General features: G+C 64.0%; 27 protein-coding genes. 21 read left to right on the top strand and 6 right to left on the bottom strand.

All coding sequences use genetic code 11. The features are described 5' to 3' along the window. The first annotated feature begins 1 nt into the window (after position 1). The 4 genes from kdsA (at position 2) to ispD (ending at position 3374) form a co-directional block, all read left to right on the top strand. Positions 2-847 (top strand): 3-deoxy-8-phosphooctulonate synthase, encoded by an 846-nt coding sequence (gene kdsA, locus RAM80_RS23780; protein WP_416422857.1) that lies wholly within the window; start codon positions 2-4, stop codon positions 845-847. A 153-nt stretch (positions 848-1000) separates the two neighbouring features. Next, positions 1001-2290 (top strand): phosphopyruvate hydratase, encoded by a 1290-nt coding sequence (eno, locus tag RAM80_RS23785; RefSeq protein ID WP_416422858.1) that lies wholly within the window; start codon positions 1001-1003, stop codon positions 2288-2290. 98 nt (positions 2291-2388) lie between these two features. Then, complete coding sequence (gene ftsB, locus RAM80_RS23790) at positions 2389-2667, top strand: cell division protein FtsB (RefSeq protein WP_008366399.1); 279 nt, start codon at positions 2389-2391, stop codon at positions 2665-2667. Beyond that, entirely contained in the window at positions 2664-3374 is a 711-nt protein-coding gene (ispD, locus tag RAM80_RS23795) for a 2-C-methyl-D-erythritol 4-phosphate cytidylyltransferase (RefSeq protein WP_416422859.1), read from the top strand. Before ftsB ends, ispD begins: the two co-directional genes overlap by 4 nt. 92 nt (positions 3375-3466) lie before the next feature. On the opposite strand, the gene RAM80_RS23800 is transcribed toward ispD, so the two are convergent. Further along, complete coding sequence (locus tag RAM80_RS23800) at positions 3467-4372, bottom strand: LysR substrate-binding domain-containing protein (RefSeq protein ID WP_416422860.1); 906 nt, start codon at positions 4370-4372, stop codon at positions 3467-3469. A 107-nt stretch (positions 4373-4479) separates the two neighbouring features. On the opposite strand from RAM80_RS23800, the gene RAM80_RS23805 reads away from it, so the two are divergent. The 8 genes from RAM80_RS23805 to rpoS all read left to right on the top strand — a co-directional run bounded on the left by RAM80_RS23805 (position 4480) and on the right by rpoS (position 11665). Beyond that, complete coding sequence (locus tag RAM80_RS23805) at positions 4480-5592, top strand: S-(hydroxymethyl)glutathione dehydrogenase/class III alcohol dehydrogenase (protein ID WP_416422861.1); 1113 nt, start codon at positions 4480-4482, stop codon at positions 5590-5592. An 8-nt stretch (positions 5593-5600) separates the two neighbouring features. Further along, on the top strand, positions 5601-6446 hold the full coding sequence (gene fghA / locus RAM80_RS23810; protein ID WP_416422862.1) for an S-formylglutathione hydrolase: 846 nt from the start codon (positions 5601-5603) through the stop codon (positions 6444-6446). A 107-nt stretch (positions 6447-6553) separates the two neighbouring features. Then, on the top strand, positions 6554-7027 hold the full coding sequence (ispF, locus tag RAM80_RS23815; RefSeq protein ID WP_416422863.1) for a 2-C-methyl-D-erythritol 2,4-cyclodiphosphate synthase: 474 nt from the start codon (positions 6554-6556) through the stop codon (positions 7025-7027). Then, positions 7024-8082 carry a tRNA pseudouridine(13) synthase TruD gene (truD, locus tag RAM80_RS23820; RefSeq protein WP_416422864.1) on the top strand — a complete coding sequence of 353 codons (1059 nt, stop codon included), beginning with the start codon at positions 7024-7026 and terminating at the stop codon, positions 8080-8082. Before ispF ends, truD begins: the two co-directional genes overlap by 4 nt. After that, positions 8070-8819 (top strand): 5'/3'-nucleotidase SurE, encoded by a 750-nt coding sequence (surE, locus tag RAM80_RS23825; protein WP_416422865.1) that lies wholly within the window; start codon positions 8070-8072, stop codon positions 8817-8819. The genes truD and surE overlap by 13 nt, the downstream gene beginning before the upstream one ends. Further along, on the top strand, positions 8819-9493 hold the full coding sequence (locus RAM80_RS23830) for a protein-L-isoaspartate(D-aspartate) O-methyltransferase (RefSeq protein WP_416422866.1): 675 nt from the start codon (positions 8819-8821) through the stop codon (positions 9491-9493). The genes surE and RAM80_RS23830 overlap by 1 nt, the downstream gene beginning before the upstream one ends. Before the next feature lie 166 nt (positions 9494-9659). Next, positions 9660-10553 carry a peptidoglycan DD-metalloendopeptidase family protein gene (locus RAM80_RS23835; RefSeq protein WP_416422867.1) on the top strand — a complete coding sequence of 298 codons (894 nt, stop codon included), beginning with the start codon at positions 9660-9662 and terminating at the stop codon, positions 10551-10553. A gap of 107 nt (positions 10554-10660) precedes the next feature. Beyond that, positions 10661-11665 (top strand): RNA polymerase sigma factor RpoS, encoded by a 1005-nt coding sequence (rpoS, locus tag RAM80_RS23840; RefSeq protein ID WP_416422868.1) that lies wholly within the window; start codon positions 10661-10663, stop codon positions 11663-11665. A 1215-nt stretch (positions 11666-12880) separates the two neighbouring features. Here the strand turns inward: rpoS and fdxA are convergent. Both fdxA and mutS read right to left on the bottom strand, forming a co-directional pair. Further along, positions 12881-13204: a ferredoxin FdxA gene (fdxA, locus tag RAM80_RS23845; RefSeq protein WP_012270863.1), complete on the bottom strand. Its 324-nt coding sequence runs from the start codon at positions 13202-13204 to the stop codon at positions 12881-12883. 139 nt (positions 13205-13343) lie between these two features. Further along, positions 13344-15911 (bottom strand): DNA mismatch repair protein MutS, encoded by a 2568-nt coding sequence (gene mutS / locus RAM80_RS23850; protein WP_416422869.1) that lies wholly within the window; start codon positions 15909-15911, stop codon positions 13344-13346. A 153-nt stretch (positions 15912-16064) separates the two neighbouring features. On the opposite strand from mutS, the gene RAM80_RS23855 reads away from it, so the two are divergent. The 5 genes from RAM80_RS23855 (at position 16065) to recX (ending at position 19425) form a co-directional block, all read left to right on the top strand. Next, positions 16065-16784, top strand: a complete 720-nt coding sequence (locus tag RAM80_RS23855) for a LexA family transcriptional regulator (protein ID WP_416422870.1) — start codon at positions 16065-16067, stop codon at positions 16782-16784. A 110-nt stretch (positions 16785-16894) separates the two neighbouring features. Next, entirely contained in the window at positions 16895-17233 is a 339-nt protein-coding gene (locus RAM80_RS23860) for a phage holin family protein (protein WP_416422871.1), read from the top strand. Positions 17234-17298: 65 nt separating this feature from the next. Beyond that, a complete protein-coding gene (locus RAM80_RS23865) occupies positions 17299-17799 on the top strand; it encodes a CinA family protein (RefSeq protein WP_416422872.1) in 501 nt (166 codons plus the stop codon). Between the two features lie 86 nt (positions 17800-17885). Continuing rightward, entirely contained in the window at positions 17886-18950 is a 1065-nt protein-coding gene (recA, locus tag RAM80_RS23870; protein ID WP_416422873.1) for a recombinase RecA, read from the top strand. A 7-nt stretch (positions 18951-18957) separates the two neighbouring features. After that, the gene (recX, locus tag RAM80_RS23875; protein WP_416422874.1) at positions 18958-19425 is read left to right on the top strand and encodes a recombination regulator RecX; all 468 of its coding nucleotides are present in this window, start codon (positions 18958-18960) and stop codon (positions 19423-19425) included. Here recX and RAM80_RS23880 read toward each other — a convergent pair whose 3' ends face one another. Beyond that, positions 19426-20556: an LOG family protein gene (locus tag RAM80_RS23880; protein ID WP_416422875.1), complete on the bottom strand. Its 1131-nt coding sequence runs from the start codon at positions 20554-20556 to the stop codon at positions 19426-19428. Positions 20557-20837: 281 nt separating this feature from the next. On the opposite strand from RAM80_RS23880, the gene RAM80_RS23885 reads away from it, so the two are divergent. Next, positions 20838-21032, top strand: a complete 195-nt coding sequence (locus RAM80_RS23885; RefSeq protein ID WP_416422876.1) for a hypothetical protein — start codon at positions 20838-20840, stop codon at positions 21030-21032. Here the strand turns inward: RAM80_RS23885 and RAM80_RS23890 are convergent, their stop codons facing one another. Then, the gene (locus RAM80_RS23890) at positions 21033-21461 is read right to left on the bottom strand and encodes a PA3611 family quorum-sensing-regulated virulence factor (RefSeq protein WP_416422877.1); all 429 of its coding nucleotides are present in this window, start codon (positions 21459-21461) and stop codon (positions 21033-21035) included. It abuts the gene before it with no gap. 172 nt (positions 21462-21633) lie between these two features. Here RAM80_RS23890 and RAM80_RS23895 point away from each other — a divergent pair, with 172 nt between their 5' ends. Further along, positions 21634-22347, top strand: a complete 714-nt coding sequence (locus RAM80_RS23895; RefSeq protein WP_416422878.1) for a tRNA-uridine aminocarboxypropyltransferase — start codon at positions 21634-21636, stop codon at positions 22345-22347. A gap of 64 nt (positions 22348-22411) precedes the next feature. On the opposite strand, the gene RAM80_RS23900 is transcribed toward RAM80_RS23895, so the two are convergent. Continuing rightward, positions 22412-23341: a DMT family transporter gene (locus RAM80_RS23900; protein WP_416422879.1), complete on the bottom strand. Its 930-nt coding sequence runs from the start codon at positions 23339-23341 to the stop codon at positions 22412-22414. A gap of 226 nt (positions 23342-23567) precedes the next feature. On the opposite strand from RAM80_RS23900, the gene erdR reads away from it, so the two are divergent. Both erdR and RAM80_RS23910 read left to right on the top strand, forming a co-directional pair. Continuing rightward, entirely contained in the window at positions 23568-24218 is a 651-nt protein-coding gene (gene erdR, locus RAM80_RS23905) for a response regulator transcription factor ErdR (RefSeq protein ID WP_416422880.1), read from the top strand. Between the two features lie 73 nt (positions 24219-24291). Beyond that, on the top strand, positions 24292-24654 hold the full coding sequence (locus RAM80_RS23910; RefSeq protein ID WP_416422881.1) for a diacylglycerol kinase: 363 nt from the start codon (positions 24292-24294) through the stop codon (positions 24652-24654). Positions 24655-24661: the final 7 nt, after the last annotated feature.

Below are 24661 nucleotides of genomic sequence, written 5' to 3' on the forward strand. Positions count from 1 at the left end.
CATGGCGCAGAAAATCATCCGTGTAGGCAACATTGAGATCGCCAACGACAAGCCTTTCGTCTTGTTCGGCGGCATGAATGTGCTCGAGTCGCGGGACATGGCGATGCAGGTCTGCGAAGAATACGTGCGCGTTACCGAAAAACTCGGTATCCCGTACGTGTTCAAGGCCAGCTTCGACAAGGCCAACCGTTCCTCCGTGACCTCCTACCGGGGTCCCGGCCTGGAAGAGGGCATGCGCATCTTCGAGGAAGTGAAGAAGACCTTCGGCGTGCCGCTGATCACCGACGTCCACGAGCCGGCCCAGGCCGCCGTGGTCGCCGAGGTCTGCGACATCATCCAGCTGCCGGCCTTCCTGTCGCGCCAGACCGACCTGGTGGTGGCCATGGCCAAGACCGGCGCAGTCATCAACATCAAGAAGGCGCAATTCCTCGCGCCGCAGGAAATGAAACACATCCTGACCAAGTGCGAGGAAGCCGGCAACGATCAGTTGATCCTGTGCGAGCGCGGTTCGAGCTTCGGCTACAACAACCTGGTGGTGGACATGCTCGGCTTCGGCATCATGAAGTCGTTCGAATACCCGGTGTTCTTCGACGTCACCCACGCCCTGCAAATGCCGGGCGGGCGTTCGGATTCCGCCGGCGGCCGCCGTGCCCAGGTCACCGACCTGGCCAAGGCGGGCATGTCCCAGGGCCTGGCTGGCCTGTTCCTGGAAGCCCACCCAGACCCGGACAACGCCAAGTGCGATGGCCCCTGCGCCCTGCGCCTCGACAAGCTGGAACCGTTCCTGGCCCAGCTCAAGCAATTGGACGATCTGGTTAAAAGTTTTCCGACGGTAGAAACCGCGTAACAACTTTTTTCCGGTAAAGTACCTCTCGATTCACTCTGGCCCGCTCGGGCCAGAGCCTTGTCGACCGAAGGCCTGCCTGCCGTATTGAGCCTTCGGCCACAACAGATTTCCCTCAGCAGTGTCGTTTTGGTCAAATTTGGAGTGCTTATAACAATGGCAAAAATCGTCGACATCAAAGGTCGTGAAGTTCTCGACTCCCGTGGCAATCCCACTGTGGAAGCCGACGTGCTTCTCGATAACGGCATCATCGGCAGCGCTTGCGCGCCGTCCGGTGCTTCCACCGGTTCGCGTGAAGCACTCGAGCTGCGTGATGGCGACAAGAGCCGTTACATGGGCAAGGGCGTACTGAAGGCCGTGGCCAACATCAATGGCCCGATCCGCTCGCTGCTGCTGGGCAAGGATCCTGCGGACCAGAAAGCCCTGGACCACGCCATGATCGAACTCGACGGCACTGAAAACAAAGCGTCGCTGGGTGCCAACGCCATCCTCGCCGTGTCCCTGGCTGCTGCCAAGGCCGCTGCCCAGGACCAGGACATCCCGCTGTACGCGCACATCGCCAACCTCAATGGCACCCCTGGCGTCTACTCCATGCCAGTACCGATGATGAACATCATCAACGGCGGCGAACACGCCGACAACAACGTCGACATCCAGGAGTTCATGGTGCAGCCGGTTGGCGCCAAGACCTTCTCCGACGGCCTGCGCATGGGCACCGAGATTTTCCACCACCTCAAGGCTGTGCTGAAGGCTCGTGGCCTGAACACTGCCGTGGGTGACGAGGGCGGCTTCGCGCCGAACCTGACCTCCAACGAAGACGCGCTGTCGGCCATCGCCGAAGCCGTGGCCAACGCCGGTTACAAGCTGGGCACCGACGTGACCCTGGCCCTGGACTGCGCGGCCAGCGAATTCTACGAAGACGGTGTGTACAACCTGGCAGGCGAAGGCCACAGCTTCGACGCCGCTGGTTTTGCCGACTACTTGAAAGGCCTGACCGAGCGTTTCCCGATCATCTCGATCGAAGACGGCCTGGACGAGTCCGACTGGGCCGGCTGGAAAGTGCTGACCGAGAAGCTGGGCGACAAGGTGCAGCTGGTAGGCGACGACCTGTTCGTGACCAACACCAAGATCCTGAAGGAAGGCATCGATAAAAAGATCGCCAACTCCATCCTGATCAAGTTCAACCAGATCGGCACCCTGACCGAAACCCTGGAAGCCATCCAGATGGCCAAGGCCGCCGGCTACACCGCGGTCATTTCGCACCGTTCGGGCGAAACCGAGGACTCGACCATTGCCGACCTGGCCGTGGGTACCGCCGCTGGTCAGATCAAGACTGGCTCGCTGTGCCGCTCGGACCGCGTGTCCAAGTACAACCAACTGCTGCGCATTGAAGAACAACTGGGCGCCAAGGCGGTCTATCGTGGCCGTGCCGAGTTTCGCGGCTAAGCTTTAGATGGTACAAAGCAAGCGCTGTACAGCACAAAGCCTGGCCTAGCCAGGCTTCGTGCCATCAGTACGGCCGTTTATTTCCACTGGATACCTTGATGCGCAGTCCCTATTGGTTGTTCCTTGTCCTGCTCTTGCTGCTGGGTGGCCTGCAGTACCGCCTCTGGGTCGGTAACGGCAGCCTGGCCCAGGTGTCGAGCCTTGAGCAGCAGATCGCCGACCAGCACGCCGAAAACGAGCGCCTGCTGGAGCGTAACCGTGTCCTCGACGCGGAAGTGGCGGAACTGAAAAAGGGCATGGAGACCGTTGAAGAACGGGCTCGCCATGAACTGGGCATGGTCAAGGACGGTGAAACCCTTTATCAGTTGGCGCAATGACCTATTCTTCCCCTGCCTTCTGGGCAGTGATTCCTGCCGCAGGCGTTGGTGCCCGCATGGCAGCCGACCGGCCCAAGCAATACCTGCAACTGGGCGGCCGAACCATTCTCGAACACAGCCTGGCCTGTTTCCTCGACCACGCCGGGCTCAAGGGCCTGGTGGTCAGCCTGGCTGAAGACGACCCCTATTGGCCTGACCTGGCCAGTGCCCGTGACCCACGTATCCAGCGTGCCCCTGGCGGCGCCGAGCGTGCCGACTCGGTGCTCAATGCCCTGCTGCACCTGCACGCCCAAGGCGCTGCCGATGACGATTGGGTGCTGGTGCACGACGCCGCGCGGCCCAACCTGGCGCGCACCGACCTCGACAAGCTGCTGGGCGAGCTGGCCCACGACCCGGTGGGCGGCCTGCTGGCCGTGCCGGCCAAGGACACCCTCAAGCGCGCCGACGCCCATGGCCGCGTGGCGGAGACTGTCGACCGCAGCACCATCTGGCAAGCCTATACGCCGCAGATGTTCCGCCTCGGTGCCTTGCACCGGGCGTTGGCGGACAGCCTGGTGGCGGACGTGGCGATTACCGATGAAGCCTCTGCCATGGAGTGGGCCGGGCAGGCGCCGCGGCTGATCGAAGGGCGTTCGGATAACCTCAAGGTGACCCGGCCTGAGGACCTGGAGTGGTTGCGCCAGCGTTGGGCGCAGCGTCCGCACTAGTCCTGTAGCCGCTGCCGCTAGGCTGCGCTGGCCTGATGCCTCGCTGAGGATCTTTGGCGTACATAAGGGCCAGCGCAGCCTGGCGGCAGCGGCTACAGATGATTGGCTTGATATTCGGGTCTTGACGCCAACCCTGCCTTCAAATAATCCACCAGCTTCCTCACCTTAGGCGACAGGTGCCGCTGCTGCGGGTACAGCGCCCACACTGCCGTGTTCGGCGGTTGGTGCGCCTCCAGCAACGACACCAGCGCGCCGCTGTGCAAATGTTCCAGCACGTAATAGTCCGGCAGCTGGCACAAGCCTATCCCCTGTAACGCCGCATCCAGCACCGCCTGCCCGCTGTTGCAGCGCCAATTGCCCTGTACCCGTTGCGCCAGTTCGCGGCCCTCGTTCTGCAGTTGCCAGACATCCGAGCTGCCAACCAGGCAGTTGTGCCGCGCCAGCTCCGACAGGCTGTGCGGGCGGCCATAGCGTGCAAGGTAGGAGGGCGACGCGCACAGGTACATGCGCCGCGGTGCCAGGCGCGAGGCCACCTGCCGGGAATCCTGCAGGCGGCCCAGGCGGATGCCCAGGTCGAGGCCTTCGTGCACCAGGTCGAGGGTGCGGTTGGTCAGCTCGATGTCCACCCGCAGTTGCGGGTACAGCCCCATGAAACGGGTCACCAGCGGTACGATGAAGCGCTCGCCGTAGGCCACGGCGCAGGTCATGCGCAGCAGCCCCTTGGGTTCGCTGTTGAGGTCGCCCATGGCGCGCAGGGCTTCCTCGCGGCCGTCCTGCAGCCGCTGGCAGTGCTGCAGGAAGGTCTGCCCGGCCTCGGTCAGGGTCACGCGCCGGGTGCTGCGGTACAGCAGGCGGGTCTGCAGGCGTTCTTCCAGCCGGGCGATCTGCCGGCTGATGTGCGACGAGGAAATGCCCAGGCGCTCGGCTGCCGCAGTGAACTGGCTGCACTCGGCGACGGCGACGAATTCGTCGATGCCGTCCCAGCGGTTATCGCTCATTGATTATCCCTGCATGGCAATAATGTTTTGCCTTTGGCCTGATTATTCCTCAAAGCTGCATGAATTACACTGAACGCCTTACCTAAACACTTCAGGAGAAGGTTGCGATGATCAAGTCCCGTGCCGCAGTAGCATTCGAGGCCAAGAAACCGCTGGAAATCGTCGAAGTCGACGTGGCGATGCCCAAGGCTGGCGAAGTGCTGGTGCGTGTGGTCGCTTCCGGCGTGTGCCACACCGACGCCTACACCCTGTCCGGTGCCGATCCTGAAGGCATCTTCCCGTCGATCCTGGGCCACGAAGGTGGTGGCATCGTCGAAGCCATCGGCGAAGGCGTGACCTCGGTAGCCGTCGGCGACCACGTGATCCCGCTATACACCGCCGAATGCCGCCAGTGCAAATTCTGCCTGTCGGGCAAGACCAACCTCTGCCAGGCCGTGCGCGCCACCCAGGGCAAGGGCCTGATGCCCGACGGCACCTCGCGTTTCTCCTACAACGGCAAGCCGCTGTTCCACTACATGGGCACCTCGACCTTCTCGGAATACACCGTGCTGCCGGAAATCTCCGTGGCCAAGATCCAGAAAGAAGCGCCGCTGGAGAAGGTCTGCCTGCTGGGTTGCGGCGTGACCACCGGCATCGGCGCGGTGCTCAACACCGCCAAGGTCAAGCCGGGTGACACCGTGGCCATCTTCGGCCTGGGCGGCATCGGCCTGTCGGCGGTCATCGGCGCGGTCAAGGCCAAGGCCAGCCGCATCATCGCCATCGACATCAACCCGGCCAAGTTCGAGATCGCTCGCCAGTTGGGCGCCACCGACTGCGTCAACCCGAAGGACTTCGACCGTCCTATCCAGGAAGTCATCGTCGACATGACCGACGGCGGCGTCGACTTCTCGTTCGAGTGCATCGGCAACGTGCACCTGATGCGTGCCGCCCTGGAATGCGCCCACAAGGGCTGGGGTGAGTCCGTGATCATCGGCGTGGCCGGCGCGGGCCAGGAAATCTCCACCCGGCCGTTCCAGCTGGTGACCGGTCGCGTCTGGCGCGGTTCGGCGTTCGGTGGCGTGCGTGGCCGCACCGAGCTGCCTAGCTACGTGGAAATGGCCGAGAAGGGCGAGATCCCGCTGGACACCTTCATCACCCACACCATGGGCCTGGAAGACATCAACAAGGCGTTCGACCTGATGCACGAAGGCAAGAGCATCCGTTCGGTCATCCACTTCTGAGGTTGCCCATGAGCCTGGAAAACATCTCCTGCCAGAAAAGCGCCGGCGGTTGGCACAAGCGCTACCGCCACCGCTCGGACGTGCTGGGTTGCGACATGACCTTCGCTGTCTACCTGCCGCCCCAGGCGGAGCAGGGCGGCACGCTGCCGGTGTTGTACTGGCTGTCGGGGCTGACCTGCACGGACGAGAACTTCATGCAGAAGGCCGGCGCCCACAAGCTGGCCGCCGAGCTGGGCCTGATCATCGTCGCACCGGACACCAGCCCGCGCGGCGCCGACGTGCCCGGTGACCCGGACGGCGCCTGGGACTTCGGCCTGGGGGCGGGGTTCTACCTCAACGCCACCCAGCAGCCGTGGGCCCAGCACTACCGCATGCACGACTACGTGGTGAATGAGCTGCCAGCCCTGGTGGAGGCGCATTTCCCGGCCTCCGACCGCCGTGCCATCAGCGGTCACTCCATGGGCGGCCACGGCGCGCTGGTGTGCGCCTTGCGCAACCCCGGGCGCTACCGTTCGGTGTCGGCGTTCTCGCCCATCAGCAACCCCATGGATTGCCCATGGGGCCAGAAGGCCTTCACCCGTTACCTGGGCGAGGAGCGTTCGCGCTGGCGCGAGTGGGATGCGTCGGTGCTGATGGCCGAGAGCAAGGCGCCCCAGGCGTTCCTGGTGGACCAGGGCGACCGTGACGATTTCCTCGTCAACCAGCTCAAGCCCGAGGCGCTGGTGCAGGCGGCGAAGGTCGCAGGCCACGACCTGCAGCTGCGCCTGCAGCCTGGCTACGACCACAGCTACTACTTCATCGCCAGCTTCATCGACGACCACCTGCGTCACCACGCCGCGGCATTGGCCCAATGATGTCGTTTTGCCCTTGATTCACGGCGTTTCGGGGCCGCTTTTTGCGGCCCCGTTGTTACATAAAGCAGGTAGAATCACGCCCTGTCTCCTTCAGGGCTTTTCTATTTATGCGTATTGGCCACGGCTACGATGTGCACCGTTTCGCTGACGGCGATTTCATTACCCTGGGCGGCGTTCGCATCGCTCACAAATTCGGCCTGCTCGCCCATTCCGATGGTGACGTGCTGCTGCACGCCCTGAGCGATGCGCTGCTCGGCGCCGCCGCGCTGGGTGATATCGGCAAGCACTTCCCCGACACCGATCCGCAATTCAAGGGCGCCGACAGCCGCGTGCTGCTGCGCCACGTGGTCGGCATCGTCCAGGCCAAGGGCTGGAAGGTCGGCAACGTCGACGCCACCATCGTCGCCCAGGCGCCGAAGATGGCCCCGCACATCGACACCATGCGCAGCCTGATCGCCGCCGACCTGCAGGTCGAACTGGACCAGGTCAACGTCAAGGCCACCACCACCGAAAAGCTGGGCTTCACCGGCCGTGAGGAAGGTATCGCGGTTCACGCCGTCGCCTTGTTGCTGCCAGCATGACCGAACTCGAACTGTTGGGCCCCTGCGCCGCCGGGCCGGCCCTGGGCCGCGCCGTGCTGAAAGCCACTGCCGAAGACTTCCAGGTCGACGAGGTGCTGGACATCCCGTTGGCGGGCGAGGGCGAGCACCTGTGGCTGTGGGTGGAAAAACGCAACCTCAACACCGAAGAAGCCGCCCGCCGCCTGGCCAAGGCCGCCGGCGTGCCGCTGCGCACCGTCAGCTACGCGGGCCTCAAGGACCGTCAGGCGCTGACCCGGCAATGGTTCAGCCTGCACCTGCCCGGCAAGGCCGACCCGGACCTGAGCGCCGCCGAAAACGAAACCCTGGCCATCCTCAAGGTTGCCCGCCACAAGCGCAAGCTGCAGCGCGGCGCGCACTCGGCCAACGGCTTCACCCTGCGCCTGACCGCGCTGGAGGCTGACCGCGCGGCCCTGGACGCCCGCCTGGAACAGCTCAAGACCACTGGCGTACCGAACTACTTCGGCACCCAGCGGTTTGGCTTCCAGGGTGGTAACGTCCACGACGCCCGCCAGTGGGCCGAACGCCAGGCCCTGCCAGAGCAGCGCAACGTGCGTTCGCGCCTGCTGTCCACGGCCCGCAGCTACCTGTTCAACCAGGTGCTGGCCGCGCGCGTCGGCGACGGCAGCTGGAACCAGGCCCGGGTCGGCGACCTGCTGGCGTTCACCGACAGCCGCAGCTTCTTCCCGGCCGGTGAGGCCGAGTGCAGCGACCCGCGCCTGGCCATTCTTGATCTACACCCCACCGGCCCGATGTGGGGCGAAGGTGACTCGCCGGCCGCGGGCGCCATCCATGAACTGGAACAGAATGTCGGCGCGCGGTTGGCGCCGCTCGGCGAATGGTTGGCAAAAGCGGGCATGGCGCACGAACGCCGCATCCTGCGGCTGCCCATCGGCGGGCTGGCGTGGCATTATCCGGAGCCTGACATTCTGCAATTGGAATTCGTCCTTCCGGCCGGATGCTTCGCCACCGTGGTGGTGCGCGAGCTTGTTGATCTGGTGCCGGCAGGGCAGACGGAAAGCCCATGCGTATTCTGATTTCAAACGATGATGGTGTCGCCGCCCCCGGCCTGGCCGCGCTGCATGAAGCGCTGGCCGGCTTTGCCGAGTGCACGGTCATTGCCCCCGACGGCGACCGCAGCGGTGCCAGCAGTTCGCTGACCCTGGACCGGCCGCTGCACCCGCAGCGCCTGGCCAACGGTTTCATCAGCCTCAATGGCACCCCCACCGATTGCGTGCACCTGGGCCTCAACGGCCTGTTGCCGCAGGAGCCGGACCTGGTGGTGTCAGGCATCAACCTGGGGGCCAACCTGGGCGACGACGTGCTCTACTCGGGCACCGTCGGTGCCGCGCTGGAAGGGCGTTTCCTGGGGGGCACCTCGTTTGCGTTCTCGTTCCTGTCGCGCCAGGTGGACAACCTGGCCACCGCCGCCTGGTACGCCCGGCACCTGGTGCAGGCTCACGGTGAGTTGAACCTGCCGCCGCGCACCGTGCTCAACGTCAACATTCCCAACCTGCCGCTGGAGCGCATTCGCGGTATCCAGCTGACCCGCCTGGGCCACCGCGCTCGCGCAGCGGCGCCCACGCGCGTGGTCGACCCGCGCGGCAAGGAAGGCTACTGGATCGCTGCCGCCGGCAACGCCGAGGATGGCGGCCCGGGCACCGACTTCCACGCGGTGATGCAAGGCTACGTGTCGGTCACCCCCTTGCAGCTGGACCGCACCTTCAGCCCGGCGTTCGACAGCCTGGAAACCTGGCTGGAGGGCCTACGCTGATGCGCGAACAAGATGACCTGAACCGTCGCGGCATCGGTTTCACCTCCCAGCGCACCCGCGAGCGGCTGATCCAGCGCCTGTACGAAGAGGGCGTGAGCAACGAGCGGGTGCTGGACGTGATCCGCCGCACCCCGCGTCATCTGTTCGTCGACGAAGCCCTGGCGCACCGCGCCTACGAGGACACGGCGCTGCCCATCGGCCACAACCAGACCATCTCCCAGCCCTACATGGTGGCGCGCATGAGCGAGCTGCTGCTGGAGGCCGGGCCGCTGGACAAGGTCATGGAGATTGGCACGGGCTCGGGCTACCAGACCGCGGTGCTGTCGCAACTGGTGGAGCGGGTGTTCTCGGTCGAACGCATCAAGGTGCTGCAGGACCGCGCCAAGGAGCGCCTGGTGGAGCTCAACCTGCGCAACGTGGTGTTCCGCTGGGGCGATGGCTGGGAAGGCTGGCCGGCGCTGGCGCCGTACAACGGCATCATCGTCACCGCCGTGGCCACCGATGTGCCCCAGGCGCTGCTGGACCAGTTGGCGCCGGGGGGGCGCCTGGTCATTCCGGTGGGTTCGGGAGAAGTGCAGCAACTGATGCTGATCGTCCGCGAAGATCAGGGTTTTTCCCGGCATGTGCTGGGAGCGGTGCGTTTCGTGCCGCTGCTCAATGGGCCCCTGGCCTGAGCAGGATTTCGTTGGCTGGCGGTGAATTCTTTGGCAGGGCACGGGTCTGACAGCGCAGCCTTCACAGGTTGTAACGCGAATACGTCAGAAATATGCGTGTGGATGGTTATAATTGCGACACAACAGTCTATTTTTCTATCAGCCACCATTTTCAAGGGAGCGGCGGGTGAGTCCCACAGTCATTCGGCAGCATGCAGGACTATCGAGCTACAAGCTTCTGGTGATTGGCCTCGCCCTTGCAACGACCCTGGCTGGCTGCGCAAGCCACCCTTCGGGCGGCGTGCGGGTGGTCGACCGCAGCAGCGGCGGGAGCGCCTCGGCACCGGCCGCGCCAGAGCGCCAGCCGGTCACCACGGGCCAGTACCGGGTCAAGCGCGGCGATACCCTGTTCTCCATCGCGTTCCGCTACTCCTGGGACTACAAGGCCCTGGCTGCCCGCAACAACATCCCCGAGCCCTATACCATTCGTCCGGGACAGGTCATTCGCTTCGGTGATGGCAGCGCTCCATCTGCACCGGTCGCCGCGGCGCAAACTGAAACCTCGGCGTCGCCGTCGGGCTCGTTCAAGGTCACTCGTCGGCCCATTATCTTCACGCCGGTGGCGGGTGCCCCGGGTCAGAAAACCGCGCCACCGGCCCCCGTTGCAGCCGCTCCCGAGCCGGTGCCGGTGCCGGCGGGCGAGAAGATCACAGGCGGTTGGACATGGCCTGCCAACGGCGTGCTGATTGGAAAATTTGCTTCAAACGGTAGTTTGAATAAAGGCGTTGATATCGCCGGGGAATTGGGACAGCCTGTTTTTGCTGCGTCTGATGGTTCGGTGGTGTACGCCGGGAGTGGGTTGCGGGGCTACGGCGAGTTGGTAATCATCAAGCACAGCGATACCTACGTCAGTGCCTACGGTCACAACCGCAGGCTCTTGGTTCGGGAGGGGCAGCAGGTCAAGGCCGGGCAGACAATTGCCGAGATGGGTTCCACGGGTACCGACCGGGTGAAGCTCCACTTCGAGATTCGCCGGCAGGGCAAGCCAGTAGACCCCTTGCAGTTTTTGCCACGACGTTGATCGTTGCCAAGCCTGTTCCTTCGATGTAGCGGGGACAGGCTTTAGCGTAGCCAAGGATAAGCGCGACGCTAGAGCTTGAGGTCGAACTCAACAAAGGACTATAACAAATGGCTCTCAACAAAGAAGCGCCGGAGTTTGACATCGACGATGAGGTGCTCCTTATGGAAACCGGCATCGTCCTGGACGCTGAGGCGGACGATGAACCCGTGGTGCCCACGGTTCGTGCCAAGGCCAAGAACTCCACAGCACTCAAGCAACACAAGTACATCGATTACACCCGTGCGCTGGATGCGACACAGCTGTATTTGAACGAAATCGGCTTTTCCCCCCTGTTGTCCCCGGAAGAAGAAGTCCATTTTGCGCGCCTGTCGCAAAAGGGTGATCCGGCCGGCCGCAAGCGCATGATCGAAAGCAACCTGCGTCTGGTGGTGAAAATCGCCCGTCGCTACGTCAACCGTGGCCTGTCCCTGCTCGACCTGATCGAGGAAGGCAACCTGGGGCTTATCCGGGCCGTCGAGAAATTCGACCCCGAGCGCGGTTTCCGCTTCTCTACCTACGCCACCTGGTGGATTCGCCAGACCATCGAACGCGCCATCATGAACCAGACCCGGACCATCCGGCTGCCGATTCATGTCGTGAAGGAACTCAATGTCTACCTGCGGGCGGCGCGCGAACTGACCCAGAAACTCGACCACGAGCCGTCGCCGGAGGAAATCGCCAGTCTGCTGGAGAAGCCGGTGGGCGAGGTCAAGCGCATGCTCGGGCTCAACGAGCGGGTGTCCTCGGTGGACGTCTCCCTCGGCCCGGACTCCGACAAGACCCTGCTCGACACCCTCACGGACGACCGTCCCACCGACCCGTGCGAGCTGCTGCAGGACGATGACCTGTCCCAGAGCATCGACCAGTGGCTCTCCGAGCTCACCGACAAGCAGCGTGAAGTGGTAGTGCGGCGCTTCGGCCTGCGTGGCCACGAAAGCAGTACCCTGGAAGACGTCGGCCTGGAAATCGGCCTTACCCGGGAGCGGGTTCGCCAGATTCAGGTCGAGGGCTTGAAGCGCTTGCGCGAGATTCTCGAGAAGAACGGCCTGTCCAGCGAATCACTGTTCCAGTAGTTCGTTTGGCAGCCCATGCGCCCCGACTGGTTCGGGGCGTTTTTGTTTCCGGCGTTCGGGTCAGCGATCACCGGCGCGTTCTGTAAGCGATTGTGCATCAGGCGTGTCAAACGCCTTCCATGGCTGTGCGCAACGTACTGTTCTGTCTGGTTTTTCCTGACTGTTGCAGCTTGGAAAAGACTTTTCCTGAAAGACTTGTGCAGTTGAATCGTCATCTGGATTCTCTATGATCGAACCAGTGCCAAGGAGCAGGCACAGGCTCTCAAGGATGAGCGCCAGGACACCGCAGGACGCGGTTCATCAGGACGATGACAGGGATACAGGGAATAGGGACAGAAAAGGTGGGCGGGTCATACCGCCCCTTTTTTTTGCCTTTTGAAAAGCGGTTTGGCGGCAGCACGGCAGTGGGCTAACGCAGCTACTGCAGTTGCTGCAGCCACCGCGAACTGCTTTTGATCTTGATCCCGTGCGGCCCTTGATCTTGATTGTGTGCCCCATAAAGCGCCAGGGCCGACTGGAGGCGTTGGCCGAGCGGTCCACGGCGTAGCCGGGGAAGACGGAACCGGAGGCGCTTCTATTCCGGGCCGTCGTCCGCTTGGACGACGCCGGAGGGAGGGGACCCGCAGCGCAGCGGAGGGACCAAGCAGGGGCAAGCCTTTTTTGCTTACTTTTTGTGGCGTTTGACAAAAAGTGAGCCGCCGTAAGGGCGGAAAGGTGATTCTGCATCACCCTTGATATTGGATATGTGCATAGCTTTCGAGCCTCGCTTCTGAGGGATTCGGACATATCCATTTTCGCGGGGATGCCACCGACCGTTTCGCCCTTACGGCGACTCCCTTTTTGGCAGTCGCCCCAAAAAGGAAGCAAAAAGGGCTTGCCCCTGCTTGGGCCCTCCGCTGCGCTACGGGTCCCCTCCTTCCGGCGTCGCCCAGGCGGCAAACGGCCCCCGCTATAGAAGCTGGCGGGTTGCCGTTTCCTTCGGCTACGCCGAAGGGCCCTGCGGGCTGCCGCCTGGTCGACGCCTCCAGTCGGCCCGGGCGCTTTACGGGGCATACAATCAAGATCAAGAGCCAGATCAACAGCCAGATCAAAATCAGAAGCCAGATCATGCGTTCGATCAGCCGTGGGCTACAACTTGGATGGCTGGTGCCGGGCGTGCGCAGCACGCAAAAAAAAAGCCCCTTCACGGGGCCTTTTTCTGCAACCTCGAACGCCTTAGCGCTCCAGGTCAGCGATCTTGCCGGTCTTGCCGTCCCACTCTTCAGCGTCAGGCAGGGCATCCTTGCGCTCGGTGATGTTCGGCCAGACCTCTGCCAGCTCGGCGTTCAACTCGATGAAGTTCTCCATCCCGGCCGGGATTTCGTCTTCAGAGAAAATGGCTTGGGCAGGGCACTCAGGCTCGCACAGTGCGCAATCGATGCACTCATCCGGGTGAATTACCAGGAAGTTCGGGCCTTCGTAGAAGCAGTCCACCGGACAGACTTCGACGCAGTCGGTGTATTTGCACTTGATGCAGTTGTCGGTGACGACGAAGGTCATTTCAAAATATCTCCTCAAGGCGGCAGCGAAGCCCCTGATCCAGGGCCGCTTGGTTTGGGCTGGTCAGCCGGCGGACCAGGCTAAGAGCCCGTGGCATTCCCAAACCGCGCGGGATTCTATCAGCTTGTGCGCTGCTGCGTTAGATCCGAGTCTTCAGTGTATAGAGCAATTCGATTGCTTGACGTGGCGTCAGGCCATCAATGTCGGTCTTGCTGAGTTGCTCCAGCACCGGGTGCGGCAAGCTGGCGAACAGGTCACTCTGGTGCGGTACCTGGGGTTGGCCCGGGGCGCTGGCGACTGGTTCGTGTGGCAGGCTCGCCGTTTCCAGGCGGCCCAGGTGTTCCTTGGCGCGGGCGATCACTGGGTTCGGCACGCCGGCCAACTGCGCCACGGCCAGGCCGTAGCTCTGGCTGGCAGGGCCGGGCAGCACGTGGTGCAGGAACACGATGCGCTCCTTGTGCTCGGTGGCGCTCAGGTGCACGTTGGCGACCAGCGGTTCGTTTTCCGGCAGTACCGTCAATTCGAAATAGTGCGTGGCAAACAGCGTGTAGGCGCGCAGTTGCGCCAGGCGCTCGGCGGCGGCCCAGGCCAGCGACAGGCCGTCGAAGGTGCTGGTGCCGCGGCCCACTTCGTCCATCAGCACCAGGCTCTTGTCCGTGGCGTTGTGGAGGATGTTGGCAGTTTCGCTCATTTCCACCATGAAGGTCGAGCGCCCGCCGGCCAGGTCGTCGCTGGAGCCGATACGGGTGAAGATACGGTCCACCAGCGACAGCTCGCAGCCGGCGGCCGGCACGAAGCTGCCGATGTGGGCCATCAGCACGATCAGCGCGGTCTGGCGCATGTAGGTGGATTTACCGCCCATGTTCGGGCCGGTGATCACCAGCATGCGGGTGTCGTTGTCCAGGCTCAGGTCGTTGGCCACGAACGGCGTGGTCAGCACCTGTTCCACCACCGGGTGGCGGCCCTGGTTGATGCGCAGGCAGGGCTCGTCGACGAATACCGGGCAGTTGAGGTCCAGGTTCAGCGCGCGCTCGGCCAGGTTGCTCAACACGTCCAGCTCGGCCAGGGCCGCGGCGGTGTCCTGCAGCGGTGGCAGGTGGCCGATGAGGTTTTCAAGCAGCGCGTCGTAGAGCATCTTCTCGCGGGCCAGGGCGCGGCTTTTCGCCGACAGCGCCTTGTCCTCGAACTCTTTCAGCTCCGGGGTGATGAAGCGCTCGGCGCCTTTCAGGGTCTGGCGGCGGATGTAGTCCGCTGGCGCCTGCTCGGCCTGCTTGCTGGGCAGCTCGATGAAGTAGCCGTGCACGCGGTTGTAGCCGACCTTCAGGTTGGCCAGGCCAGTGCGGGCTTTCTCGCGTGCCTCCAGGTCGATCAGGAACTGGCCGGCGTTCTCGCTCAGGGCCAGCAGCTCGTCCAGCTCGCTGTCGTAGCCGGTCTTGAGCACGCCGCCGTCACGGATGACCGCCGGCGGGTTGTCGATGATGGCCTTGGCCAGCAGGTCGGCCAGCTCCGGGTAGGTGCCGGCGATGGTCGCCAACAGCGCCAGGTGCGGCGCTTCCAGGTCGGACATCGCCACTTGCAGGTCCGGCAGCGCCGCCAGCGCGTCGCGCAGGCGCGCCAGGTCGCGCGGGCGGGCGTTGCGCAGGCCGATGCGGGCGAGAATGCGCTCGATGTCACCGATTTCTTTCAGCTGTGGCTGCAGGCTTTCGAAACGGTAGCCCTCCAGCAGGCAGCGGATCGAGCTCTGGCGCGCCTGCAGCACCTTCAGGTCACGCAGCGGGCGGTTCAGCCAGCGGGTCAGCAGGCGGCTACCCATGGCAGTCTGGCAACGGTCGATCACCGATTGCAGGGTGTTATCGCGCCCGCCCGCCAGGTTGGTGTCCAGCTCCAGGTTGCGCCGGCTGGCGCCGTCCAGCACCACGGTGTCATCCAGGCGCTCGTGGCGCAGGCTGCGCAGGTGGGGCAGGGCGGTGCGCTGGGTTTCCTTGGCGTAGCCCAGCAGGCAGCCGGCGGCGCCGATGGCCAGGGTCAGGTTCTCGCAGCCAAAACCCTTGAGGTCCTGGGTGGAGAACTGCTGGCACAGGCTCTTGTGCGCGGTGTCACGCTCGAAGTCCCACGGCGCGCGGCGGCGCGAACCACGGCGCTTTTCCGCCGGCAGGCCCTGGGGCCAGTCATCGGGGATCAGCAGCTCAACCGGATTGATGCGCTCAAGCTCGGCCAACAGGCTTTCCCAGCCCTTGATCTCCAGCACCGAGAAATTGCCGCTGGTGATGTCCAGCACCGCCAGGCCGAACAGACGCTCGTCGCCCAGCACCGCGGCAATCAGATTATCGCGGCGCTCGTCCAGCAAGGCCTCGTCGCTGACCGTGCCGGGGGTGATGATGCGCACCACTTGGCGTTCCACCGGGCCCTTGCTGGTGGCCGGGTCGCCCACCTGTTCGCAGATGACCACCGACTCGCCCAGCTTCACCAGCTTGGCCAGGTAGCCCTCGGCAGCGTGGTACGGAATGCCACACATGGGAATCGACTGCCCCGCCGACTGGCCGCGGGCCGTGAGGGTGATATCCAGCAACTTGGCCGCTTTCTTCGCGTCTTCGTAGAAGATCTCGTAGAAATCGCCCATGCGGTAGAACATCAACTGATCCGGATGCTGGTTCTTCAGCTTCCAGTACTGCTGCATCATGGGGGTGTGGCTGGAAAGATCACTCATGCAGAAACTTGGCTCGCAGTGGCGGGTGTGTCAAAAGGCAAGCGGCGAATACTACAGGGATTTTTCGCGGCTTGCCGCCTGTGCGTTGCTTCTATATGTGGGAAATGCCCGCCAGCATTGCAAAATGCACAAGGGGGTAGCACTATGCATTGCATGCACACACGTACCGTAGCCACCGTCCTCAAGGAACTGCTCGCCCGCGAAGGTCTCTCCGCCACGGAGCTGCACCGGCGTACCGGCGTGCCACAGTCCACCCTGTCGCGCATCCTGGGCGGCAAGATCGTCGACCCCGCCGACAAGCACATCGCCAAGCTGGCGGACTATTTCCGCGTCAGCACCGACCAGCTGCGGGGGCGCGCCAGCCTGCCGGCGGCAGGGGGCGGCCATGCCGAGCTGCGCGACATCAGCCTGTGGGACGACGATACGCCCGTGGAGGACGACGAGGTGTCCATTCCCTTCCTGCGCGAGGTGGAACTGGCCGCCGGCTCGGGCCGCTTTGTCATCGAGGAAAGCGAACGCGCCAGCCTGCGCTTCGGCAAGCGCAGCCTGCGTCACAATGGCGTGCAGTTCGACCAGGCCAAGTGCGTGACCGTGCGTGGCAACAGCATGCTGCCGGTGTTGCGCGACGGCGCCACGGTGGGGGTGAACTCGGGCAAGCGTGGCATCGGCGATATCGTCGATGGCGACCTCTACGCCATCAACCACAACGGCCAGTTGCGGGTGAAGCAGCTGTACCGCTTGCCTACCGGCATCCGCCTGCGCAGCTTCAACCGTGAAGAGCATCCCGACGAAGACTATAGCTTCGCGCAGATGCAGGACGAACAGATCACCATCCTCGGCCACGTGTTCTGGTGGGGCATGTACGCCCGCTGACCCTCGACGCCCGTGCTTTTCACTTCGGCCAGAAAAATGCACTTATGCATTGATTTAATATGCATCAATGCATAGTCTTCTGTTGAAGGTCTTCACCAGGAGGGGCGGATATGCAAATGGATCAAGCGTTGTTGCACCAGGTGCCACTCTGGCTGGTGATGCTGCTGGCCCTGCTTGGCGGCGTCACCGGCGAACTGTGGCGCGCCGACAAGGAAGGCACCCATGGCTGGCGCCTGCTGCGCCGGGTATTGATGCGTTCCGGCGCCTGCATGGTCTGCGGGCTTACGGGCACCATGTTGCTGTACGGGGCAGGGTTGTCGCTGTGGTCGGCCACCGCGGTTGGCTGCATGACGGCGATGGCGGGTGCCGATGTGGCGGTCAGCTTCTATGAGCGCTGGCTGGTGAAGCGCCTGGGGTTGGGCGCGGTTTCGCGGCGCAAGCGGTTGTGAGGCTGTCGAGCCTTGCGCCGCTTGGTGTACGGTAGCGGGCAATTTCCCTTGCCATGGAGCTTCCGATGGACCTGATCACTCAACTGTCGCAGTCGCTGGGCGAAGGGCTGAAGACCCTGGGGGCCCAGGCCACCACCGCCGAATCCTGCACCGGCGGTGGCATCGGCGAGGCCATCACCCGCGTCCCCGGCAGCTCGGCGTGGTTCGAGGCTGGCTACATCACCTATTCCAACGCCCAGAAGACCGCCCAGCTGGGCGTGCCCGAGCCCTTGTTCGCCAGCGTTGGTGCGGTCAGCCGCGAGGTGGTCGAGGCCATGGCCCTGGGTGCCCAGGCCCGCAGCGGCGCGCGGTTCGCCGTGGCGGTCAGCGGCATTGCGGGGCCGGACGGTGGCACGCCGGGCAAGCCGGTGGGCACCGTGTGGCTGGCCTGGGCGGTGGATGGGCGGGTGCTTGCCGAGCGCCAGCTGTTCGCCGGCGACCGCGATGAGGTCCGCCGACAAACGGTAAAGGCCGCGCTAGAGGGGCTGATACGTCTTGTAGCAGGAGAAATCTCAACACGGGGGTAGGCGTGCCCGGCTCCCTGTGGAATAATACTGGCTACTTATACAGTTATCCGGCCTTCCGGCCTTATTGATTTTTAGAGAGGACTTTAATGGACGACAACAAGAAGAAAGCCTTGGCTGCGGCCCTGGGTCAGATCGAACGTCAATTCGGCAAGGGTGCCGTAATGCGTATGGGCGACCACGACCGCCAGGCCATCCCGGCTATCTCCACCGGCTCCCTGGGCCTGGACATCGCCCTGGGCATTGGCGGCCTGCCAAAAGGCCGTATCGTCGAGATCTACGGTCCTGAGTCGTCGGGTAAGACCACCCTGACCCTGTCCGTGATCGCCCAGGCACAGAAGATGGGCGCCACCTGCGCCTTCGTCGACGCCGAGCACGCGCTGGACCCTGAGTACGCCGGCAAGCTGGGCGTGAACGTCGACGACCTGCTGGTCTCGCAGCCGGACACCGGCGAGCAGGCCCTGGAAATCACCGACATGCTGGTGCGTTCCAACGCCGTTGACGTGATCATCGTCGACTCCGTGGCCGCCCTGGTACCCAAGGCCGAGATCGAAGGCGAGATGGGCGACATGCACGTGGGCCTGCAGGCTCGCCTGATGTCCCAGGCGCTGCGCAAGATCACCGGTAACATCAAGAACGCCAACTGCCTGGTCATCTTCATCAACCAGATCCGCATGAAGATCGGCGTGATGTTCGGCAGCCCGGAGACCACCACCGGTGGTAACGCGCTGAAGTTCTACGCCTCGGTGCGCCTGGACATCCGCCGTACCGGCGCGGTGAAGGAAGGCGACGAAGTGGTCGGCAGCGAAACCCGCGTCAAGATCGTCAAGAACAAGGTGGCTCCGCCGTTCCGTCAGGCCGAGTTCCAGATTCTCTACGGCAAGGGTATCTACCTCAACGGCGAGATCATCGACCTGGGCGTGGCCAACGGCCTGCTGGAAAAAGCCGGCGCCTGGTACAGCTACCAGGGCAGCAAGATCGGTCAGGGCAAGGCCAACTCGGCCAAGTTCCTGGCGGATAACCCGGAAATCGGTGCGGCCCTCGAGAAGCAGATCCGCGACAAGCTGCTGACCGGCGGTGTCGATGCCAAGAAAGCACCCGTGGTAGAAGCGGATGCCGAAGACGAAATGGTAGACGCCGACGTCGATTTCTAATCACGTCATGGCTGTCATCCTGGATACCCCCGTCGCGGTGCGACGGGCTGCAATGGACCTGCTCGCGCGACGCGAGCACGGTCGGGTCGAGCTGACGCGCAAGCTGCGTCAGCGCGGCGCTCCTCCCGAATTGATCGAACAGGAACTCGACCGTCTGACGGAAGAGGGCCTGCTGTCCGAGTCCCGTTACCTCGAAGCCTTCATCAACTACCGGGCCCGCTCCGGCTACGGGCCTGCGCGCATTCGCGAAGAGCTGGGCCAGCGTGGCCTGCAACGCGCGGACGTCGAGCAGGCGCTGCGTGAAAGCGGGTTCGATTGGGCAGCGCAGTTGACCGAGGTCTGGCAGCGCAAGTTCGCCGGGCAACTGCCTGTCGACCCGCGCAGCCGCGCCCAGCAAACGCGCTTCCTGGCCTACCGGGGCTACCCCATGGACCTCATCGGCCGCCTGCTCAGCGGCCGTGGCCTGGACGACTGATCAGGTTACCTTGGCGTTTTTCCGCGGGCGGGCGCCGGTGCTCGCTGGCGGGCTGGCGGCTTCCGCGGCCCAGTTCTCCGGCAGGTTGAGATAGTCCACCAGCTCTCGCAGGCGGCCGTTGTCGCGGCCGTTGAAGGTGAACGCCAGGCGCGTCAGGTGGCTGAACTGCGGCTCCTCGAAGGTCTCGCCGTCATAGCCATGCTGGTGGAAGGTGTCGCTCAGGCACAGGTCGGCGAACCGCTGCCGCACCTGGGCCAGCGCGTCGTCGCTCAAGGCATGGCGCAGGCGAATCACGAACAGGTGCTTCAGCCAGCGGCTGGAGTGGAAGTTGGCGTAGAACTGGTTGATCTCCGCCACGGCTTCTTCGGTGTTGTACACCAGGCGCATCAGCTTGAGGTCGGTGGGCAGGATGTAGTGGTTGTCGCGCAGCTGCTTGGCGATGAAGTCCAGGCAGTCCTGCCAGAAGCTGCCGCCCGGGGCGTCGATCAGCACCACTGGCACTAATGGGCTCTTGCCGGTCTGGATCAGGGTCAGCACCTCCAAGGCCTCGTCCAGCGTGCCGAAGCCGCCTGGGCAGAGCACCAGTGCGTCAGCCTCCTTGACGAAGAACAGCTTGCGGATGAAGAAGAAGTGGAAGGGCAGCAGTTGCTCGCTGCCTTCCATGGTGGCGTTGGCATGTTGCTCGAAGGGCAGGGTGATGTTGAAGCCCAGGCTGTGGGTCAGGCCCGCGCCCTCGTGGGCAGCGGCCATGATGCCGCCGCCGGCGCCGGTGATCACCATCAGGTCGTTTTGCGCCAGCGCTGCACCCAGCTCACGGGCCAGGCCGTAAAGGGGGTGTTCCTGCGGCGTGCGCGCCGAGCCGAAGACGGTGACCTTGCGGCGGCCCTTGAATTGTTCCAGCACCCGGAAGGCATGTTCCAGCTCGCGCAGGGCCTGCAGGGTGATCTTGGCGTTCCAGCGGTTGCGGTCGTCCTGGGCCATGCGCAGCACGGTCAGCATCATGTCGCGGTACAGGGCCAGGTTCGGGCTGTTGGGGGCTATCAGGCTGAGCTGGGCTTCCACCTGGCGGGTGAGGTCCAGGCCATTGCTGTTGAAGTGGCTGGACAGGAAATCATTCGGTTCGTAAGGCATTCAACCCTCTCCTTCTGCATATGAACCTTTGGCCCGCGCCGAGCAGTTCGGCCGGGCCGCGACACGGCTTGTGTCGCTGGCCGTCCAGGCTACGCCATGGACATTGCAGTCAGCCCACGAGGGGCATTGATGTAAATCTAGCTGCTGGCGGGCAGATGCGCCTTATACGTCGGCGGTGACCGCTCGTCTGGACGGATCCAATAGGCCGAAAGCTCTGATTTACTGGTTAAACAGAGATGGCAAAATAATGTCGTCGAAGGACAATGGCGCAAGGAGGCAGGATGAAGCGAATCAGCCTGGAAGTGGACAACGAGTTATTGGTGCTGCTGAACCGGGCGGCCCAGGCCAATAACGTCACGCTTGAGGAGGAATGCCTGCGGCGGCTGGACGGCGCCCAGCGGCGCTCGCGCTACATGCAGGCACTGGTGGCGGAGCTGCGCGCCGATGACGCGCAACGCCGCGAACGCATCGGCTGATTACTTCTTCTTGCCGCCCTTGTTATCCAGCATCGCGCAGTGCTCCGCGGTGTAGCGCTGGGTGGTAACGGCCAGGTTGGTGTGGTTCTCGGTGAACTCGTAGCGCAGGGCGGCGCCCTTGTTCATCAGGTTGCGGAAGCCTTTGTTGCTGCACACGCTACGGCCCAGCTGCACGCGCACCGCTTCAGGGTTGGCGCGCATGTTGGCGGCCTCGCCCTGCTGGACGCTCAGGTGGTCGACCAGCTCGCTGCCTTCAACCGTGTAACCCTGGTCCAGGATGTTCTCGTTGATTTCGCGCGGGGTGCCGGCGTTGCTCTGCTCGGCGACCTGCTGAAGCAGCTTGCCCAGCTCGAACTCCTGCAACGATGCGGCCTGGGACGCCAGGGGCAGGGCCAGCAAGAGGGTAAGGGGGGCGATAAAGCGCAGCATGAAACTCTCCTGATTCGGTGACTGGCCGTTGGACCAGCAACCGGACTGTGCGTTCATAAAGCCGCCGATTATAGGGGCAAACCCGACGGTCCGGCAGTCAAAGCTCTGATAAACTCACGCTCGTTCAGGCTGGCGACCGTTGCCAGTCGTTGCCCGCGAGTGCTGTAGCCCCATGTCCCACGCCGTTTCCCGCCTGCGTTCCGAACGCCTGGCCCGTTGCCTCCAGCCGTTCACCGCCCGTGGTTCGCGCGCGCCGCGTTGCCCAGGCTGCCGGGTAATCTTCGATTACTGCCTGTGCAAATTCCGCCCGACGGTCGAGGCCCATGGCGCGGTGTGCCTGCTGATGCACGACGTCGAGCCGCTGAAGCCGTCGAACACCGGCTGGCTGATCGCCGATATCCTGCCTGATACCCAGGCCTTCACCTGGTCGCGTACCGACGTGGACGAACAGCTGCTGGCGCTGCTGGACGATCCGCAGTGGCAGCCCTATATCGTCTTCCCAGGCGAGTTCGTGGCCCCGGAGCGGGTGGTGACACAGGTGGCCGCCACCCCAGGCAAGCGCCCGCTGTTTATCCTGCTGGACGCAACCTGGACCGAAGCCCGCAAGATGTTCCGCAAGAGCCCGTACCTGGAACGTTTCCCGGTGCTGAGCCTGGCCAGCGACCAGCTGTCACGCTACAAGCTGCGGCGCTCCAAGCGCGACGATCATTTCTGCACTGCGGAAGTGGCGGCGCTGTGCCTGGAACTGGCCGGCGACCAGCAGGCGGCCAGTGTGCTCGACGCCTGGCTGGACGTGTTCACCGGTCACTACCTGGCGGCCAAGTTCCAGTTGCCGCTGGACGAACAGGACGAGGTCCATGTTCGCCTGCAGGCCCTGGTTTCCTGAAACGATGCATTCTGCGTAGCCGCTGCCGCCAGGCTGCGCTGGCCTGACGGTACGCTGTAAATCTTCAGCGTGGCTCGGGGCCAGCGCAGCCTGCGGCAGCGGCTACGGGGGTAGAGTGCTTTTGCGGCCACAGCTGCGCAATCAACATCCCCGCCAGCATCAGCCCGCAGCCCAGGTAGCCGCGCATCTGCAGCGACTCACCCAGCAGCCACGCCCCGGCGATGGCGGCGAACACCGCTTCCAACGACAGGATGATCGCCGCGTGGGAAGCGATGGCGTCCTTCTGCGCCACCACCTGCAGGGTGTAGCCGATGCCCACGGCGACGATGCCGCCGTACAGCAAGGCCGGGCCGGCGGCGATGATCGCGTCCAGGGCGATCGGCTCCATCACCAGCGCCAGCACCAGGCTCACCACCGAGCAGGTGGCAAATTGCAGGAACGCCAGGCGAATCGGGTCATGCCGGCTGGCGAACACGCCCACCAGCACCACGTGGCCGCCCCACACGAAGGCGCCGGCCAGCTGCAGCCAGTCGCCGGACGACACGTGGAAGTTGTCACCCACGCTCAGCAGGAACATTCCCAGCACCGCCAGGCCCGCGCCCAGCCAGGTGCCCATGCCGGTCTTGTGGCCCATCAGCATGCCCAGCACAGGCACTACAATGACGTAGAGGCCGGTGATGAAGCCGGAGTTGGTGACGCTGGTGAACAGCAGGCCCACCTGCTGCAGGTTGATGCCCAGCGCCAGCGCCAGGCCCATCAGCACGCCGCCCAGCCACAGGCCACGGGTCATGAACGGTTCGCGCGGCGGTTGGCTGGGGTTGCCGCGGCCCAGCACCAGGGGCAGCAGGCACAGCGAACCCAGGGCGAAGCGCAGCCCGGAATAAAGGAAGGGCCCGATGTGCTGCATGCCGGCGGTCTGGGCGACGAAGCCGCTGCCCCAGATCATGGCGGTCAATAACATCAGCAGGTCAGCACGCAAGGCTTGGCGACGCATGGGTATTCTCTTGTTGTGAAGGGTGGCGAAAAACGGGCTGCGACTTTAGCCGCAAACCACCGAACTTGACCACCCTGTCAGGCGTCGGCATCCTTGGCGCCGACCCGGGCGCCTGAACTGCCGCAATCGCCAACCCTGACCGTGAGTTGGCGTTAAAATAAAGCTCGAGTCGCCTCGGCAGGCACCGACTCCTTGCGTGCCTGCACAGAACAGGATCATTAGATCGATGGCCACATACGACATCCTGATAGCCGATGACCACCCCCTTTTTCGTGGCGCCTTGCGCCAGGCCGTGACCCTGGGGCTGGGGCCTGACACCCGCCTGGTGGAAGTGGCAAGCATTGCGGAGCTGGAAGCGCAGCTCACCGCCAAGGCCGACTGGGACCTGGTGCTGCTGGATTTGAACATGCCGGGGGCCTATGGCTTCTCGGGCCTGGTGCTGCTGCGCGGGCAATACCCGCAGGTGCCGGTGGTGATGGTGTCCGCCCAGGAAGAGGCGGCGGTGGTGGTGCGCGCGCGCGAATTCGGCGCCAGCGGCTTCATCCCCAAGTCCAGCCCCCTGGAAGTGATCCAGGAAGCGGTGCGCAACGTGCTGGATGGCGACGTCTGGTGGCCGCCCCAGGCGTTCGAGGCGGTCAGCGTCTCGGCCGAGGCCAAGGCCGCCAGCGAAGGCCTTGCCAGCCTGACGCCGCAGCAGTTCCGCGTGCTGACCATGGTCTGCGAGGGCTTGCTGAACAAGCAGATCGCTTATGAACTGAGCGTGTCGGAGGCCACCATCAAGGCCCACGTCACGGCAATCTTCCGTAAACTGGGGGTACGCACCCGCACCCAGGCCGCGCTGCTGCTGCAACAACTTGAGTCAATTTCGTCGTCGTAAGGCACTTTGCCTTCACACTTTTTTGACAAATGCTGCATTAGCTTCCCTTTTTCTTTGTAACAGTTGACCCTTCATGTCTCCATATAAAGGCCAGACCGGCCTGAAACGCATCTTCAACGCCACCGGCTATTCCCTGGACGGCCTGCGCGCCGCTTTCGTCGGCGAAGCCGCCTTCCGCCAGCTGGTGCTGCTCAACGTGGTGCTGATTCCGCTGGCCTTCCTGCTGCACGTGAGCCGCGTGGAGCGGGCCGTGCTGATCGCCGTGTGCCTGCTGGCGCTGATCGTGGAGCTGTTCAACTCGGCCGTCGAGGCCGCTATCGACCGCATTTCCCTGGACCGCCACCCGCTGTCCAAGAACGCCAAGGACATGGGCAGCGCCGCGCAATTCGTGGTGTTGTGCATGATCGCCCTGGTGTGGGGCGTGATCCTGCTCTGACCCGGCG

The sequence above is a fragment of the Pseudomonas sp. App30 genome (assembly GCF_047947025.1).
Taxonomy (GTDB): Bacteria; Pseudomonadota; Gammaproteobacteria; order Pseudomonadales; family Pseudomonadaceae; genus Aquipseudomonas.

What these genes read in the sequence shown, in the direction of transcription:
- kdsA (WP_416422857.1), top strand. Translation starts at nt 2, where the DNA reads ATGGCGCAGAAAATCATCCGTGTAGGCAACATTGAGATCGCCAACGAC.
- eno (WP_416422858.1), top strand. Translation starts at nt 1,001, where the DNA reads ATGGCAAAAATCGTCGACATCAAAGGTCGTGAAGTTCTCGACTCCCGT.
- ftsB (WP_008366399.1), top strand. Translation starts at nt 2,389, where the DNA reads ATGCGCAGTCCCTATTGGTTGTTCCTTGTCCTGCTCTTGCTGCTGGGT.
- ispD (WP_416422859.1), top strand. Translation starts at nt 2,664, where the DNA reads ATGACCTATTCTTCCCCTGCCTTCTGGGCAGTGATTCCTGCCGCAGGC.
- RAM80_RS23800 (WP_416422860.1), bottom strand. Translation starts at nt 4,372, where the DNA reads ATGAGCGATAACCGCTGGGACGGCATCGACGAATTCGTCGCCGTCGCC.
- RAM80_RS23805 (WP_416422861.1), top strand. Translation starts at nt 4,480, where the DNA reads ATGATCAAGTCCCGTGCCGCAGTAGCATTCGAGGCCAAGAAACCGCTG.
- fghA (WP_416422862.1), top strand. Translation starts at nt 5,601, where the DNA reads ATGAGCCTGGAAAACATCTCCTGCCAGAAAAGCGCCGGCGGTTGGCAC.
- ispF (WP_416422863.1), top strand. Translation starts at nt 6,554, where the DNA reads ATGCGTATTGGCCACGGCTACGATGTGCACCGTTTCGCTGACGGCGAT.
- truD (WP_416422864.1), top strand. Translation starts at nt 7,024, where the DNA reads ATGACCGAACTCGAACTGTTGGGCCCCTGCGCCGCCGGGCCGGCCCTG.
- surE (WP_416422865.1), top strand. Translation starts at nt 8,070, where the DNA reads ATGCGTATTCTGATTTCAAACGATGATGGTGTCGCCGCCCCCGGCCTG.
- RAM80_RS23830 (WP_416422866.1), top strand. Translation starts at nt 8,819, where the DNA reads ATGCGCGAACAAGATGACCTGAACCGTCGCGGCATCGGTTTCACCTCC.
- rpoS (WP_416422868.1), top strand. Translation starts at nt 10,661, where the DNA reads ATGGCTCTCAACAAAGAAGCGCCGGAGTTTGACATCGACGATGAGGTG.
- fdxA (WP_012270863.1), bottom strand. Translation starts at nt 13,204, where the DNA reads ATGACCTTCGTCGTCACCGACAACTGCATCAAGTGCAAATACACCGAC.
- mutS (WP_416422869.1), bottom strand. Translation starts at nt 15,911, where the DNA reads ATGAGTGATCTTTCCAGCCACACCCCCATGATGCAGCAGTACTGGAAG.
- RAM80_RS23855 (WP_416422870.1), top strand. Translation starts at nt 16,065, where the DNA reads ATGCACACACGTACCGTAGCCACCGTCCTCAAGGAACTGCTCGCCCGC.
- RAM80_RS23860 (WP_416422871.1), top strand. Translation starts at nt 16,895, where the DNA reads ATGCAAATGGATCAAGCGTTGTTGCACCAGGTGCCACTCTGGCTGGTG.
- RAM80_RS23865 (WP_416422872.1), top strand. Translation starts at nt 17,299, where the DNA reads ATGGACCTGATCACTCAACTGTCGCAGTCGCTGGGCGAAGGGCTGAAG.
- recA (WP_416422873.1), top strand. Translation starts at nt 17,886, where the DNA reads ATGGACGACAACAAGAAGAAAGCCTTGGCTGCGGCCCTGGGTCAGATC.
- recX (WP_416422874.1), top strand. Translation starts at nt 18,958, where the DNA reads ATGGCTGTCATCCTGGATACCCCCGTCGCGGTGCGACGGGCTGCAATG.
- RAM80_RS23880 (WP_416422875.1), bottom strand. Translation starts at nt 20,556, where the DNA reads ATGCCTTACGAACCGAATGATTTCCTGTCCAGCCACTTCAACAGCAAT.
- RAM80_RS23885 (WP_416422876.1), top strand. Translation starts at nt 20,838, where the DNA reads ATGAAGCGAATCAGCCTGGAAGTGGACAACGAGTTATTGGTGCTGCTG.
- RAM80_RS23890 (WP_416422877.1), bottom strand. Translation starts at nt 21,461, where the DNA reads ATGCTGCGCTTTATCGCCCCCCTTACCCTCTTGCTGGCCCTGCCCCTG.
- RAM80_RS23895 (WP_416422878.1), top strand. Translation starts at nt 21,634, where the DNA reads ATGTCCCACGCCGTTTCCCGCCTGCGTTCCGAACGCCTGGCCCGTTGC.
- RAM80_RS23900 (WP_416422879.1), bottom strand. Translation starts at nt 23,341, where the DNA reads ATGCGTCGCCAAGCCTTGCGTGCTGACCTGCTGATGTTATTGACCGCC.
- erdR (WP_416422880.1), top strand. Translation starts at nt 23,568, where the DNA reads ATGGCCACATACGACATCCTGATAGCCGATGACCACCCCCTTTTTCGT.
- RAM80_RS23910 (WP_416422881.1), top strand. Translation starts at nt 24,292, where the DNA reads ATGTCTCCATATAAAGGCCAGACCGGCCTGAAACGCATCTTCAACGCC.